Here is a 15,019-nt window from a genome sequence, read left to right on the forward strand (position 1 = left end):
CGTCCACGCCTTGTCGCCCTACCTACTCCAACGTAGGGTCTTCGCTTGATACCCCCCGCACCTCAACGAGGAGGACCCTCGCTATGCCCACGATCGACCCCACGACCTTCGCCACGATGGACCCGGCCGAGTTCGCCGCCACCGTGAAGAAGATGTCCGACAAGGAGATCAACGAGATCATGGGCGGGGAGCACCGTCAGTCGATCCTCGACGCGATCTTCGACCGCTTCCCGGTGCTGTTCAACGCCGAGAAGGCCAAGGGCGCCGACGCCCGCGTCAACTGGCGCATCACCGGCGGTCCCGGTGGGAGCGATGACACCTACGCGGTCGTCGTCAAGGACGGCGCCTGCACCGTCGAGAAGGACCCGACCGAGGAGCCCAAGACCTCGATCATGCTCGGCCCGGCCGAGTTCGCCAAGCTCATCACCGGCTCTGGCAACCCGACGATGATGGTCATGATGGGCAAGGTCAAGGCCCGTGGCGACCTCAGCGCGGCGATGGCGTTCCAGAACTGGTTCGACACACCCAAGGCCTGATCCCCATGACGATCAGCCTTCTCACCGTCGGTGCCGTCATGGCCAAGCGCGGGATGCTCGCGCCCGGCCCACCCCACCGCCAGATCAACCAGCTCCGTGCCCTGGGCAAGTGGGGTTGGGGACTGGCCGGCGAGCTCCGTCAGGCGGCCAACCGCAGCCCCAACCACACCGCCGTCATCGACGAGGAGCGGGGCGAGATCACCTACGCCGAGCTCCTCAACCGGTCCGAGCGGGTGGCCCTCCTCCTGCACGAGAAGGGCTTCCGGCAGGGACAGCGTCTCGGCCTGCTGGCGCGCAACCACGTCGGCGCCATCGAGATCATGACGGCTGCATCGTCCATCGGTGTCGACCTCGTGCTCATGAACACTGGCTTCTCGGCGAGCCAGCTCGCTGTCGTCGCCGACCAGCAGAAGATCGACGGGCTGATCCACGACGACGAGTTCGACTCGGTCGTCACGGAGCTCTCGCGACGCATCCAGGTCGTCCGGGAGAGCAGCTGGAACGAGCAGCTGGAGGCCACGCCGGCTCCCCAGCGGATGGTTCCGCCCGAGAAGGGTGGCCGCACGATCATCCTCACGTCCGGCACCACCGGAACGCCCAAGGGTGCGGCGCGCCGGACGCCCAAGGGCTTCGGTCCGCTGATCTCGATCATCGACCGCATCCCGCTGCGGGCGCATGACCGCATCTTCATCGCCGCGCCGATCTTCCACACGTGGGGCTATGCAGCGATGCAGCTCACCATGGCGCTGCGCGGGACCATGGTGCTCCAGCGCCGGTTCGACCCGCAGCGCGCCAAGGACACCTTGGAGATGAAGGAGTGTCACGCGATGTTCGCCATCCCCGTGATGCTCCAGCGCATGATGGAACTCCCCTCCGACGAGGGCGGCAAGAAGCGTCGCAAGAACCTGCGCATCGTGGCCACGTCCGGCTCGGCCTACCCGCACGGGTTCACCACGAAGTTCATGGACGAGTACGGCGACGTGCTCTACAACCTCTATGGCTCGACCGAGGCGTCGTGGGTGTGCATCGCCACGCCCGAGGACATGCGGCGTGAGCCCGACACCGCGGGCACTCCCCCGCTCGGGACCGTCGTCAAGATCCTCGACGAGCAGGGCAAGGAGGTGAAGCCCGGCGAGACCGGTCGCATCTTCTGCGGCAACGACCTCGTCTTCGAGGGCTACACCTCGGGCGCCAACAAGGACTTCATCGACGGACTCGTCTCCACGGGCGACATGGGCCACGAGAAGGACGGCCTGTTCTTCGTCGACGGCCGCGACGACGACATGATCGTCAGCGGTGGCGAGAACGTCTATCCGATCGAGGTCGAGTCGCTGCTCATCGAGCACCCTGCGGTGCGCGAGGTGTCCGTCGTCGGCGTCCGCGACGCCGAGTTCGGCCAGCGTCTGGTGGCGTTCCTCGCCCTCCACGACGGCCACGAGCTCTCCGAGGACGAAGTCTTGCAGCACGTCAAGGCAAACCGGGCCCGGCACGTCGTGCCCCGCGAGGTGCACTTCATCGACGAGCTCCCCCGCAACGCGACCGGCAAGATCCTCGTCCGGGAACTGCGCGCCAGCGTCGACTGACCGACCCTCCAACTGATTGCCCCTCACTGCACGGCCACCGTGCAGTGAGGGGCAATCAGTCGTTTCAGGGGGCGCTTCACGCGGCACGACACAGACGCCCCCGGTGGGGAGCGCTCAGTGGGCCCCTGATCCCACCGAGCGCCCTCCGCCGGGGGCGTCCGTGTCTGCTGCGGCCTACTTCACCTCGCGGTGCATCACCCGCCAGGCACCGATGGCGAGCGGCAACAGCACCCACACGCCGGTCGACGACGCGAGCTGCGCCCAGTTCTCGCCGGTCATGGACCCGCTGAACAGCGGATCGGTCACCTGGTTGAGGTCGAGCCACTTGCTCGGCTCGGCCAAGGACGCGATCATGCCGACCGCGATGCTCCACAGGGTCGGAAGCAAGAGCGACGCGACAATCGCGAACGGCGTGTTGAGGAAGACGAACCCGAACGCCAAGCCCTGCAGGACGAAGATCGCGAACGCCAGGGTCACGCCCAGCGCGACCTGCCACGTCAGGTCCCACGCTCCGTTGCCATCGCCGAAGGTCGAGCCGATGACATTGCCCAACGCTGAAGCGGCGAAGGCGGTGGCCGTGACGACAAGGCCGAGCATGAGCGTCGCGATGATCTTCGCGACGATGACGCGTCCGCGCCGTGGCTCCAGGGTGAAGGTCACGAGTCCGGTCCGTTGGCTCCACTCCGAGGTCGCCGCCATGATGCCGAGGATCGGCAGAAGGATGACGAGCGGGAGCGACGTCAGGCCGAGCAGCTCGCTGTAGTTGGCCTCCTCGGACGGACCCCAGATGAGGAACGCCGCCATGACGACGAGCGAGATCGCCGACATGACGATGAGCATCCAGCGGCCGGCCCTGGTGTCGACCATCTTGCGGAGCTCGACGCGGATGAGTCGCTGCAGCGGCACGCCGGGGCTGCCGTCGACGTCACCCGTCGCTGCGGGGCGAGCCACCTTGGCCGGGTCGACCTGAGGCGCCTGCGGGGTGCGGGTGTCGGTGGTGGTCATGCTGCGGTTCCTTCGCGGGAGGTGGCGGCCGTGAGGCTGAGGAACATCTCCTCCAGCCCCTCAGAGCCGCCGGAGCGGAGCTCGAGCAGGACGATGCGCTCGTCCAGGGCGATCTGACCGACGACACCCGGTTCGGCGTCGACGACAAGTCCCGACGCGACGGAGGTGACGTGGACCTCGGCACGGGAGAGTGCGGCATACAAGGCGGCGTCGTCCGTGGAACGGACGGTCGTGCCACCGCGACTGAGGAGTTCGTCCTTCGTGCCCTGCGCGACGATCTTGCCGCGACCGATCATGACGAGGTCGTCGGCGATGACCTGGACCTCGTGGAGGAGGTGGCTCGAGAGAAGCACGGTGCCGCCTCCGTCGGCGAAGCTGCGCAGGAGTCCGCGCATCCAGTGGATCCCCTGCGGGTCGAGACCGTTGGCCGGCTCGTCGAGGATGAGCACTTCGGGCTGCCCGAGCAACGCGGACGCGAGACCGAGTCGCTGTCGCATGCCGAGCGAGTAGTTGCGCACCCGACGCTTCGCCTCCTCGTCCGTCAGCCCGACGAGCGCGAGCGCGTCGTCGACGCGCGACTTCGGGACCCCGATCTGGATGGCCGCGAGGCGCAGGATCTCGCGGCCGGTACGGCCGGGGTGCTGCGCCGAGGCATCGAGCATGACGCCGACCTGTCGGCCGGGGTTGTGGAGGTCGCGGTAGGGCTTCCCGAGGACGGTCGACCGGCCGCTCGTCGCGGGGGTCAGGCCCGTCATCATCCGCATCGCCGTGGACTTGCCCGCCCCGTTGGGTCCGAGGAACCCGACGACGCTCCCCGGCCGGACCTCGAAGGAGATGTCGTCGACGGCAGTGAAGCCGCCGTAGCGCTTCGTGAGGTTCTCGACTGTGATCATGACAACCACTCTTGTCCGCGGCGTGGGTCGCGCACATCCGTCGGACGGACAGAACGGCCTACGACTTTGGTATGCCGTCCGCTCGCGTTCCGCAGCCCCTGGGCTGACGCGTCGGGCGCGGTCTCGGGCCTACGCTGCCGAACATGTCCGACACCACGACCCGCGAGTACGGCCGAGGGAGCGCCCTTTGGCGCTGGGCCCTCGCGCTGCTCATCAGCGCAGTGGTGTGGGGCACCATCGCCATCGACATGGCCATGGCGGACGTGAGCGACGGGCCGATCATCGGCTGGTTCTTCGTTGCCGACCTCGTCATCGGACTCCTGTCGTTCCTGTTCGTCCCCATGCGCCGCGAGTGGCCCCGCGGCGTCGCCGTCGCCCTCAACCTCGCCTCGACCGTCTCGGCGAGCTCGACCGGACCTGCCACGTGGGCGATGGGCTCCCTGGCGGCCAAGCACCGGTGGCGCGACCTCCTCGTGGTTGCTCCCCTGGCTGTCGTCGCGGGTCTGGGGCAGGAACGCCTCTACCCCGGGGGTGACGAGTTGCCGGCGTGGGCGATCGTGCTCTTCGGGCTCCTCGTCGTCGGCATCGTCATCGCCATCGGATGGGCGATGGGTTCGCAGCGCAACCTCATGGAGTCCCTGCGTGATCGAGCCGTCACGGCCGAGCGCGAGCAGCAGGCACGGGTCGCCCAGGCCCAGGCAGCCGAGCGCACGCGCATTGCGCGCGAGATGCATGACGTTCTCGCACACCGGATTTCGCTCGTGGCGATGCACGCCGGAGCGCTGAGCTATCGGACCGACCTCTCCGCCGAGGAGCAGTCCACGGCCGCGAAGACCATCGAGGAGAACGCCCACCGGGCATTGCGCGACCTCCGTGACGTGCTCGGCGTCCTGCGGGATCCGATGGCACCGACAGGCTCCGGGCCAGAGCAGCCGCAACCAGTCATCGGCGACATCGCCCGCCTCGTGGAGGAGGAGCAGGCCAACGGGATGCGCGTGTCTCTGGCTGAGACCCTCGACGGCGACGTACCCGACGGACTGGGGCGGACGGCATACCGGATCGTCCAGGAAGCACTGACCAACGCGCGCAAGCACGCGCCCGGTACCTCGGTCACGGTGAGCCTCACCGGGTCGCCGACCGATGGGCTGACGGTGACGGTGCGCAATGCGGCGCTCGTCAGCGCGAGTGCCTCGCCGCTGCCCGACTCCGGCCTCGGCCTCATCGGCCTGGACGAACGCGTGGCCCTCTCCGGTGGGCGCCTGCGCCACGGGCCGGACGCCAGTGGCGGATATGTGGTCGAGGCGTGGATACCGTGGGAGGCGTGAGCGACTCCGCACCGATCCGGCTGGCCATCGTCGACGACGACCCGATGGTGCGCGCCGCCCTCGGGATGATGCTCGGCGGCAACTCCGGCATCACGGTGGTCGGTGAGGCGGTGAACGGAGTGGAGGCGCTCACTGTGGTGCCGCAGTCCGGTGCCGACGTGGTGCTCATGGACATCCGGATGCCGGTTCGTGACGGTTTGAGCGCGACCGAGCTACTCCTGCAACGGGATTCGACACTCAAGGTCATCGTGCTCACGACCTTTGACGCCGACGACATGGTACTGCGGGCGCTCCGTCTGGGTGCTGCCGGGTTCATGCTCAAGGACACTCCACCGGCTCGGCTGGTCGACGCGGTGCGCACGGTTGCGGCAGGCCAGCCGATGCTGTCGCCGAGTGTGACGGCCCAGCTCATCGCGGCGGTCACGGAGACCGACGGCGGGGCAACGGATCGTGCAGACGCCGCTCGGGCGCGCCTCGCCGGGCTGACGGAGCGTGAGCGCGAAGTGGCCGATGCGGTCGGCCGCGGCCTGAGCAACGCGGAGATCTCTTCTGAACTCTTCATGAGCGTTCCCACCGTCAAGACCCATGTGGGGCGCCTGTTCACCAAGCTCGATGTCGACAACCGGGTCCAGGTTGCGATCCTCGTCCACGATGCCGCCGACTGAGGCACCAGACGTGACCCAGAGGACGAATGTGGTCGCCACCGAGGGTGCTGCGGCCCCGCAGGTCGGGATCGTCGTGCACCCGGTCAAGCAACGGAGCTCCGATGCCCTGGCCGCCGTGCGTCGGGCCACGCGACATCGCGGCTGGCCCGAACCACTCATCCTCGAGACGGCCATCGACTCCCCCGGCTCCACCCAGGTCGGGGAGCTCCTGTCCCAGGGCGCCGACCGGCTCGTCGCGATCGGCGGCGACGGTACGGTCCGCGAGGTGGCAGCCGCGCTCTCCCGTTCGGGACCGGCCTCCGAGCACGTGACTCTGGGCGTCGTTCCCACGGGTACAGCGAACCTCTGGGCCCGCACCATCGGGATCCACGGCGCATCGCTCGACGAGGCCGCGGTGATCGCCATCGACGGAGCCACCCGCGACAGCGACCTTGCCTGGCTCACCCTGACCGAGGGGGATGGCACCACGCGGACGCACGACGTTGCTGTCGTCATGGGTGTGGGGATGGACGCGGAAGCGTTCGCGGAGACGGCTGAGCGGGCGAAGGCAGCCCTGGGGTGGGCGGCATACTTCGTTGCCCTCGGACGCCGAGCGGTCGGCGAGCCGATGACGCTGACCGCCCTTCTCGATCGCCGGGAACCCGTCCGCGAGTCGGCACGCACTGTCCTCGTCGGCAACTGTCGGGTCCTGCCTTTGGGCCTCCCCCTCATGCCCTCCGCTTCGATGACCGACGGGCAACTCGATGTGCTCGTGGTCGCGCCACGGTCCGTCATCGGCTGGCTCGGCGTCGCCGCGGGAGTGGTCACGCGACGTCGCGGCGCCTGGACTGCGATGCGCACCCGCCGGGCCCGACACGTCGTCCTCGACCTCGACCGACCCACAGCGGTTCACGTCGACGGCGACCCGGTGGGCGAGGCCATGCGCGTCGAGATTGGTGTGACGCCAGGGGCGGTGCTCGTCCGCACGGGCTCGGCGGCGTCCGACGACCCCGCTGCTCGTGTCCGCGCTCTCGTTGCGTCACCGGATCCCGATCTCCCTGCCCGCGCGGGCGCCCTGCAGCGCAGCCGCCGAATGTCTTCGGACCATGCTCACGAAGGGCTGGTCCGTGACGCCTTCCTCGGGCTGCGAGGGCCTGACCTCACCCGGTTCAAGAGCCTGCTGAACTCCGGTCGGGACCACCGCGACCTCGAGCACCTCGTGTATGACGTCGTCGACGACGAGGGACTCCGCCGCGACATCCTCGACCACATCGCCTCCGAGGCTGCGCTCGTCGACGTCCCGGACCTCCACGTCCTCAGCGACATCGACGACACCCTGCGCTGCGCGCTGCACGACGACCGCTATCCCCGGGGAACGGTCTATCCGGGAGTCGTGGCGCTCTATCGCGCGCTCGACGCCGGGCATGCCGCGGACCCCGAGGCGCCGGGGGATCTGACCTTTGTCACGGCGCGTCCGATGGACCCGTTCGGACTCATCGAGCAGCACACCCGACGGGGATTGCGCGACCTCGGGCTCCCGCCGCACGCCGTCCTGTCGGGCACGTTCGAGGGGCTGCGCAGCCACGACGCGATGGCTGGGGTCAAGCTCGAGAACTTCGTGCGCTTCCGCGCCCTCATGCCCGAGACGCACGTCGTCTTCATCGGGGACAGCGGTCAGGGCGACATCGAGGTGGGCCGGCGCATGCTCGGCGCGGACCGCGATGCCGTGCGGCTGGTCCTGATCCACGACGTCGTCGCGCTTCCCGATGAGAAGCGAGAAGCATTGCGGTCAGAGGGGATTGTCGTTGTCGACACCCCCGCGGGTGGCGCTCTGGAGGCGTATGCCGTGGGGCTCGTCTCCGCGTCCGGCCTCACCTCGGTCGTCGCTGCTGCTGAGCGCGAACTCGAACTCATCGAGTGGGACTCCCCCGAGCAGGCGAAGGCGACGCGAGCGCTCCTGGAGCGCGATCTCGAAGCCGCGCGCACGGCACACAACTGACTCACCGGGGCATACGCCTGACTGACCCAGCCGACCCGCCCACCCACGGCCGTGTACCGAACTCACCCAATTGGACGGGTTCTGCACACGACGTGCCCTCCTGCCCGTACCGAACTCACCCAATTGGACGGGTGCTGCACACGGCGGCACTTGACAAGTCCTTGACATGGGATAGATAAACTATCCAATATTGGAGAGCACGCCTATCCAAGGAGTCCCGATGTCCCTCTTGACCGATCCGCAGGCGATGGCGACCGCCACCGCCACTCTGTCCGATGCCTCGCGCACCACCGCAGGGATCCTGCTGCTCGCACTCGTCACCGTCGAGACGGGCGGGCTCTACCTGCTCAGCATCGTGCGTGGCTCCGCCGAGGTGACGCCGTTCCAGGAGAAGTTCGCCCGCGCCGGTCACGCCCACGCCGGCGTCCTGCTGCTGCTCGCCCTCATCTGCCAGGTGCTGGCTGACTCGACGACCCAGACCGGCGCGCTGAACTGGCTGTCGCGTTCGGGGGTCGCGATCTCCGCGCTCCTGATGCCAGGCGGCTTCTTCTTCTCGTCGATGGGGGCCGGGCGGACGAAGCCCAACAAGTTCATCTGGATGGTCTTCGCTGGTGCGGCCCTGCTCGCCCTCAGCCTGATCAGCCTGGGAGTTGGGCTGCTGACCGCTTGAAGACTGGCCCGTGACATCGTCTGGAGCCCGTGCGCAAAATGGAAGATGGTCACTCCAGCCCGCCCCTCCCGCCGTCTGATCCTGACCGGCGCCGCAGCAACCGTCGTGGCGTCCACCTCCTCTCTGTCCGCACCCGCCTCCGCCGGACCCCGACGGGCTCCACGCGCTCCAGAGACCGTCGCACTGCCCAACGGACTCCAGCCCGAGGGCATCACGTCCGGGCCCGGCACCCGCTTCTATGTCGGCTCGCTCGCCGGCGGCCGCATCGTCGCCGGCGACCTGCTGACAGGCACGTCGAACACCCTGCTCGCCGGCGCGACCGGGCGCTCGATCCGCGGCCTCTTCTGGGATTCCCGCACCAACCTCGTCTGGGCCGTCGGCAGCGTCGGCGCTGTGGGCCACGTGTGGGCGGTCAACGGCACCACCGGGGCGATCGTCCAGGACACCGTCGTCCCCGGCGCCGGCTTCCTCAATGACCTCGTGGTCCAAGGCAACACGGTATGGGTCACGGACTCCCCCCTCGACCGGCTCACCGCGATCGCCCTGACACCCGGGGGCGCACCCACAGGCGCCGCTCCGACGTTCCTCCCGCTGAGTGGCGACTGGCCCGCCGCAGGCGGAGCACCGTTCAACTCCAACGGAATTCGCGCCCTCTCGGACGGCAGCCTCATCCTCAACAACTCGCGGGTCGGCGGCCTCTGGCAGGTGAACCCGATGACCGGCCACACCACCGAGATTCCGGTCCGTGGCGGGCCGGGCATCATCGGCGGCGACGGACTCGTCCTCGACGGACAGTGGCTCTACAACGTTCGCGGATCGGGTCCGAACCAGGTGTCGCTCCTCCGGCTCTCTCAGGCCGGGTCGGGCTGGACGGCCCGCTGGCGTGGCGCCCGCACCGACGAGACACTCGACGTCCCGACGACGGCCACGATCGCAGGCGGCTGGCTCTGGGCGGTCAACGCCCGCTTCGGTGTCGCGTCACCCGGCACCGCGAGCTACTGGATCACCCGAATGCCCGCTCGCTGACCGCCCACGACCCGATCCGGGCCTAGAGTCGCGCCATGGAGACTCGCACCCCGACGATCTATCTCAGCCACGGCGCCCCGCCCCTCGCCGACGACGAGCTCTGGACGAGCCAGTTGTCGGCGTGGTCGGCCGACCTGCCCCGGCCCACCTCGATCCTCATGGTGTCCGCGCATTGGGAGCAGGCCCCGATCTCGGTGAGTTCGACGACTGCGGGCACGCCGCTGCTCTACGACTTCTATGGCTTCCCGCAGAAGTACTTCGAGGTCACCTATGACGCCCCGCCCGCACCCGAACTGGCCCAGTCCGTGGCCGGTCTGCTGGGTGACGTCGGCGGCGGTCTGCACCAGGACCCGAACCGGGGCCTCGACCACGGCGCCTACGTCCCCCTCGTCGAGATGTTCCCCGAGGCCGACATCCCCGTCGTCCAGTTGTCGATGCCGACCCTCGAGCCCGAGCAGCTCTTCGCGATCGGCCAGCGCCTCGCTCCCCTGCGCGACGAGGGTGTCCTCATCGTCGGCTCGGGGTTCACCACGCACAACCTGCGCTGGTTCAGGCCGCGTGACGGCGCCGACAGCCCGCCTCCCCAGGCCTCCTCGGAGTTCGACAACTGGGCAGCCGAGGCCGTCGACGCCGGCGACGTGGACTCGATTCTCGACTTCATGAACAAGGCCCCGGCCGCCCAGGAGGCGCACCCCCGCACCGAGCACTGGGCGCCCCTCTACGTCACCCTCGGAGCCGCCCACGCCGGCGGCGGCATCGACGGCGACAGCGTCATCGACGGATTCTGGTACGGCCTGTCGAAGCGTTCCTGGCAGTTCGCCTGACCTCGAACGCTCGGGGACGTTGAAGTCTGCACGTCCCGAACCGAGGAATTCCTCGGTTCGGGACTGAGCCGTCACGCGAAAAAGCGAGATGCCCTGTATGCCGGCCACACGGCATACGGGGCATCTCGCCTTTTCGGGTCAGTGCTTGGGCTTGGGCTTGTTGCGTGGTGCCGGACGGGTCTCGTCGTCCGGTGGCCGCTCGACGTGGTCGGGGACAACGGTCGGGCGGGCCTTGGCCCAAGCCATGAACCCGGCCGCGACGACGAGGAGTGCGAGACCGGTCCAGAGGTTGGCGTTGACGCCGCCGGTCTTGTCGAGCTCCTTGTCACCGAACAGGCCCATGAGCGTGAGGATGATGCCGTAGAGCCCGAGGAGCAACCCGATGAAGTTGCGGATGTCGAAGGCTCCGGCGGTCTTCTTGGTCGTGTCTGACATGTCGAGACCTCCTTAGAAGATGAAGTTGAGGACGAGGACCATGACGCTGGCGAGGAGAGCCAGGGGGACCGTGCGCTGGTACCACGGCTTCGAGGCCTCGTCGGGATCGATGAGGTCCTCCTTGGGGGTCTCCGAGTAGACGAGGCCCTTGAGCTCAGACGCCGGCTTCGGCTCGGTGGCCAGCGAGACCACGACCGAGACGACGATGTCGACGACGAACGCCGTGGACGCCGCGACGAACGCGAGACCCTGTCCGGGCAATGAGAACCAGCCGAGGATGTCCGGGTTGCCGGCAAGCCAGACCAGGACGGCCGAGAGCGTTCCGGACACGAGGCCCATCCAGCCGGCTGTCGGGGTCATCCGCTTCCAGAACATTCCGAGGATGAAGGTCGCGAACAGCGGTGCGTTGAAGAAGCCGAACAGCGTCTGGAGGTAGTCCATGATGTTCGAGAAGTTGCCGGCGATGGACGCGGTGAAGATCGCGATGATTGTTGCCGCGACCGTGGCCAGACGCCCGATGCGCAGGTAGTAGTCGTCGCTGCGGTCCTTGCGGATGTAGCGCTGCCACAGGTCGTAGCTGAACACCGTGTTGAACGCGGAGATGTTGGCTGCCATGCCGGCCATGAAGGCCGCGAGCAGACCCGCGATCGCCAGACCCAGGAGTCCGTTGGGGAGGACGTCGCGCATCAGCAACAGGAGCGCGTCGTTGTATTTGACCTCGCCGCTCGCTCCACCGGCGGGGGTGCCACCGTTCTTGAGCTCGACCATCTCCGTGACGAGGACGGCCGCGATCATGCCGGGGAGGATGACGATGAACGGGATGAACATCTTGGGGAAGGCACCGATGATCGGCGTCTTGCGCGCGGCCGAGATCGAGTTCGAGGCCATGGCGCGCTGGACCTCGACGAAGTTCGTCGTCCAGTAGCCGAAGGAGAGGACGAAGCCGAGTCCGAAGACGATGCCGACTACCGACAGGATCGAGGAGTCGAAGCCGGAGAGCGCCGTTCCTGGCCAGGACGAGGCCTGCTCGGCGACAGTGGCGGTGGTCTCGCCCTCGGCGTCGATCGCGGGCTGCATCTTGTCCATGAGCCCGTCCCAGCCTCCGACCTTGTTCAGGCCGATGAGGGTGAGCGGGAGCAGCGCGGCGACGATGACGAAGAACTGTAGGACCTCGTTGTAGATCGCCGCCGACAGGCCACCGAGGGTGATGTAGGACAGCACGATCACGGCGGCGACGATGAGTGCGACCCAGAGCGGCCAGCCCAGGAGCGCCTGCACGATCGTGCCGAGGAGATAGAGGTTGACGCCCGCGATGAGCAGCTGCGCGAGGGCGAAGCTGATCGCGTTGACGAGGTGGGCGCCGGTGCCGAACCGCCGGAACATGAACTCAGGGACCGAGCGCACCTTGGAGCCGTAGTAGAACGGCATCATCACGACGCCGAGGAAGAGCATCGCCGGGATCGCGCCGACCCAGAAGTAGTGCACGGTCGGCAGGCCGATCTGCGCACCGTTGGCCGACATGCCCATGATCTCGACGGCACCGAGGTTGGCCGAGATGAAGGCCAGGCCCGTCACCCACGCCGGGAGGGATCGCCCGGAGAGGAAGAAGTCGATCGAGTCGGACACGGCTCTTCGGGCCGCGAGGCCGATACCCATCACGAACGCGAAGTACAACGCGACCATGAGGTAGTCGACGACGTTCGCGTCGATGAGCGGTTCGGCAGCAGCCAGGGCCACCGGGGAGAGGGTCACGGACATCAACAGCCTCCTCGCGATCGGACGGCTCATTGAGCCCGAACGATCTCAACGTACTCCCGGAGGCACCCTCAAGCGGGGACGACGAACCGGCCGATCACGAGTCCCGACCCGAGGTGGCGGACGTCAACGCGTTGCGGTGACCCGCTCCCCGACCCATGTGCCGAGCTCGCGCAGCGTCTCGAGGGTGATGCCGTGACCGCCCGGGTCGCGCCGTGCGCGCGTTGTCGCACCCGACTCCACATCGAGGTAGTCCCAGGTGCGGTCGAGCAGCTCTCGCGGGATCACGTGGTCGGCGAGACTCACGATCTGGGTCTCGTCCGAACCCCGGCCGTGGAGGAGGACGACGAGCGGCGCGTCGGGGTCGGTGGACCCGGCGCGGGCGACGACGGGTGCCGCGAAGGCGGTCACGCCGTGGCCTCGGCGGCTTCGACGCTCTCGGTGACGATGCGGCCGGCGGTGCGGACGCCACCCCATTCCGCGATGTCCTTGTCGAGGTTGAGAGGGAGAACGGGTGCGAGGTCGTCGAACTCGCCCCACTTCTCGACGGGGAGCATCCACATGATCTCGAACTCGTTGCCGTCGGGGTCCTTGCCGTAGACGCTGCGGGTCGCTCCGTGGTCGGACTCGCCGACGAAGGCGCCGGCCGCCATCAGGAGATCGCGGGCGGTCTCGAGGTCGGTGATCTCGTCGACCTGCCAGGCAAGGTGGTAGAGCCCCGTGCGGTGCGTCTTGGGGGTGGTGTCCGGGCCGACACCGAAGAGGCCGAGGTCGTGGTGGTTGCCCGAGCGAGGCAGGCGGAGGAAGGCCGCACCGAAGCGGGGCTCGCTGGCGACGACCTCCATGCCGAACACGTCGGTATAGAAGGCGACGGACCGGTTGAGGTCGGCAACATAGAAGACGGCGTGGTTGAGACGGACCGGGTTGATGCCCATGAGGAGCTCCCTGCGAGAGTTGTTCGATTAGTTGACTTGACAACCAATCTAACGCACGTCCGGGTCAGTCTGTTCCAGCGCCGCGCCGGTCCTGCGGCGCGTCACCCTTCGGGTCGACCTTGGTGAGGATGGCCCCGAGGGCTTCGGAGAGCGCAGCCACCTGACGTCCGTTGAGCGGATCGAGGACGTGCTCGCGCACGGTCTGGACGTGGCCGGGCGCCGCGGCGACGATGACCTCCCAGCCGGCGTCGGTGAGCGTGGCGTCGTTGGCGCGCTTGTCGTCGGGGGCCACGGTGCGGGCCACCAGGCCGCGACCCTCGAGGCGCTTCACCACGTGCGACAGGCGCGGCAAGGTCGCGTTCGTCTCACGGCCGAGCTGCGTCATGCGCAGGGTGCGGTTCGGCGCGTCGGAGAGCATCGCGAGGACCTGGTACTCGTAGTGCGTCAACCCACTGTCCCGCCGGAGCTGGGTGTCGAGGACGCCCGGCAGTCGCTCGGCGACCGCGATGAGGCGCAGCCACGCGGTCATCTCGTCGCTGTCGAGCCACTTGACCTCATCGTCCGCAGTCACGGCTCCGAGATTAGCGCCAACATGGACCCGTACCTGCCCCATCGATTCATTGGTTGCACAATCAACGAGTTTAGTTGTAACATCAACCAAGAACACGATCCGAACCCCACCACAGGAGGCAGCAATGGCCAGCATCACGATCTTCGGAAGCGGCAACATGGGCGGCGCCATCGCCGACATCGCCAACGCCGGCAGCAACGAGGTCCAGGTCCTCGGCAAGGAGGACGCCGCCGCCGCCGTCACCGGCGACATCGTCGTCCTGGCCGTCCCCTACGGCGAGGTCGCTGGCATCGTCGAGGCACGCCGCGACCAGTTCTCGGGCAAGGTCGTCGTCGACATCACCAACCCGGTGAACCAGGAGACCTTCGACGGACTCGACGTTCCGGCCGACTCCTCCGCGGCTGCGGTCATCGCTGACGCACTCCCCGACGCCAAGGTCGTCAAGGCCTTCAACACGACCTTCGGCGGCACGCTCGCCGCCAAGGAGGTCGGCCCCCTCCCGACGACCGTCCTCATCGCCGGTGACGACGCGGACGCCAAGTCCTCCGTCGCTGACTTCATCGAGGCCGGTGGCCTCAAGGCCATCGACGCCGGCTCCCTCAAGCGGGCCCGCGAGCTCGAGGCCCTCGGCTTCCTCCAGATCACGCTCGCCGCCGGCGAGAAGGTCTCGTGGAACGGTGGCTTCGGCGTCGTCCGCTGACCCCTCCCCACCTGCGGCTAGCGTCCGCAACATTGGTCACCAGAGCGACCAATGTTGCGGACGCTTTCGTATGCCGCCCGCTTGCGTCCGCAACTTTGGTCACCTGGGCGACCACACT

At 68.1% G+C, this 15,019-nt stretch carries 16 protein-coding genes; 9 read left to right on the forward strand and 7 right to left on the reverse strand.

Annotated features, from left to right (window positions below; genetic code table 11):
* Positions 1 to 83 precede the first annotated feature (83 nt).
* Entirely contained in the window at positions 84 to 536 is a 453-nt protein-coding gene (locus tag N802_RS11535) for an SCP2 sterol-binding domain-containing protein (RefSeq protein WP_035916357.1), read from the forward strand.
* A gap of 5 nt (positions 537 to 541) precedes the next feature.
* Positions 542 to 2,119 carry an AMP-binding protein gene (locus tag N802_RS11540; protein WP_211254391.1) on the forward strand — a complete coding sequence of 526 codons (1,578 nt, stop codon included), beginning with the start codon at positions 542 to 544 and terminating at the stop codon, positions 2,117 to 2,119.
* A 174-nt stretch (positions 2,120 to 2,293) separates the two neighbouring features.
* Here the strand turns inward: N802_RS11540 and N802_RS11545 are convergent, their stop codons facing one another.
* Both N802_RS11545 and N802_RS11550 read right to left on the reverse strand, forming a co-directional pair.
* Positions 2,294 to 3,124 (reverse strand): ABC transporter permease, encoded by an 831-nt coding sequence (locus N802_RS11545; protein WP_035916359.1) that lies wholly within the window; start codon positions 3,122 to 3,124, stop codon positions 2,294 to 2,296.
* Positions 3,121 to 4,017: an ABC transporter ATP-binding protein gene (locus N802_RS11550; protein WP_211254393.1), complete on the reverse strand. Its 897-nt coding sequence runs from the start codon at positions 4,015 to 4,017 to the stop codon at positions 3,121 to 3,123. The genes N802_RS11545 and N802_RS11550 overlap by 4 nt, the downstream gene beginning before the upstream one ends.
* A 143-nt stretch (positions 4,018 to 4,160) precedes the next feature.
* Here N802_RS11550 and N802_RS11555 point away from each other — a divergent pair, with 143 nt between their 5' ends.
* From N802_RS11555 to N802_RS11580, 6 genes are all read left to right on the forward strand, one after another.
* Positions 4,161 to 5,342: a sensor histidine kinase gene (locus N802_RS11555; protein WP_035916364.1), complete on the forward strand. Its 1,182-nt coding sequence runs from the start codon at positions 4,161 to 4,163 to the stop codon at positions 5,340 to 5,342.
* On the forward strand, positions 5,339 to 6,007 hold the full coding sequence (locus N802_RS11560) for a response regulator transcription factor (RefSeq protein WP_035916543.1): 669 nt from the start codon (positions 5,339 to 5,341) through the stop codon (positions 6,005 to 6,007). Before N802_RS11555 ends, N802_RS11560 begins: the two co-directional genes overlap by 4 nt.
* Before the next feature lie 10 nt (positions 6,008 to 6,017).
* Positions 6,018 to 7,985: a diacylglycerol kinase family protein gene (locus N802_RS19480; protein ID WP_169743426.1), complete on the forward strand. Its 1,968-nt coding sequence runs from the start codon at positions 6,018 to 6,020 to the stop codon at positions 7,983 to 7,985.
* A gap of 220 nt (positions 7,986 to 8,205) precedes the next feature.
* Positions 8,206 to 8,655 carry a hypothetical protein gene (locus tag N802_RS11570; protein WP_052109856.1) on the forward strand — a complete coding sequence of 150 codons (450 nt, stop codon included), beginning with the start codon at positions 8,206 to 8,208 and terminating at the stop codon, positions 8,653 to 8,655.
* Positions 8,656 to 8,700: 45 nt separating this feature from the next.
* Positions 8,701 to 9,681 (forward strand): NHL repeat-containing protein, encoded by a 981-nt coding sequence (locus tag N802_RS11575; RefSeq protein ID WP_035916366.1) that lies wholly within the window; start codon positions 8,701 to 8,703, stop codon positions 9,679 to 9,681.
* Between the two features lie 35 nt (positions 9,682 to 9,716).
* Complete coding sequence (locus tag N802_RS11580) at positions 9,717 to 10,505, forward strand: dioxygenase family protein (protein ID WP_035916369.1); 789 nt, start codon at positions 9,717 to 9,719, stop codon at positions 10,503 to 10,505.
* Positions 10,506 to 10,643: 138 nt separating this feature from the next.
* On the opposite strand, the gene N802_RS11585 is transcribed toward N802_RS11580, so the two are convergent.
* The 5 genes from N802_RS11585 to N802_RS11605 form a co-directional block, all read right to left on the reverse strand.
* Positions 10,644 to 10,940, reverse strand: coding sequence for a hypothetical protein (locus tag N802_RS11585; RefSeq protein WP_052109857.1), 297 nt, complete (start codon positions 10,938 to 10,940; stop codon positions 10,644 to 10,646).
* Between the two features lie 12 nt (positions 10,941 to 10,952).
* Positions 10,953 to 12,698, reverse strand: coding sequence for a sodium:solute symporter family protein (locus tag N802_RS11590; RefSeq protein ID WP_035916372.1), 1,746 nt, complete (start codon positions 12,696 to 12,698; stop codon positions 10,953 to 10,955).
* Between the two features lie 123 nt (positions 12,699 to 12,821).
* Entirely contained in the window at positions 12,822 to 13,106 is a 285-nt protein-coding gene (locus N802_RS11595) for an alpha/beta hydrolase (protein WP_035916374.1), read from the reverse strand.
* A complete protein-coding gene (locus N802_RS11600) occupies positions 13,103 to 13,630 on the reverse strand; it encodes a VOC family protein (protein ID WP_035916378.1) in 528 nt (175 codons plus the stop codon). Before N802_RS11600 ends, N802_RS11595 begins: the two co-directional genes overlap by 4 nt.
* 64 nt (positions 13,631 to 13,694) lie before the next feature.
* On the reverse strand, positions 13,695 to 14,201 hold the full coding sequence (locus N802_RS11605; protein WP_035916381.1) for a MarR family winged helix-turn-helix transcriptional regulator: 507 nt from the start codon (positions 14,199 to 14,201) through the stop codon (positions 13,695 to 13,697).
* A gap of 124 nt (positions 14,202 to 14,325) precedes the next feature.
* On the opposite strand from N802_RS11605, the gene N802_RS11610 reads away from it, so the two are divergent.
* Positions 14,326 to 14,901: an NADPH-dependent F420 reductase gene (locus tag N802_RS11610; protein WP_035916383.1), complete on the forward strand. Its 576-nt coding sequence runs from the start codon at positions 14,326 to 14,328 to the stop codon at positions 14,899 to 14,901.
* Positions 14,902 to 15,019: the final 118 nt, after the last annotated feature.

It is taken from the genome of Knoellia sinensis KCTC 19936 (genome assembly GCF_000768705.1).
In the GTDB taxonomy this organism is placed as follows: domain Bacteria; phylum Actinomycetota; class Actinomycetes; order Actinomycetales; family Dermatophilaceae; genus Knoellia; species Knoellia sinensis.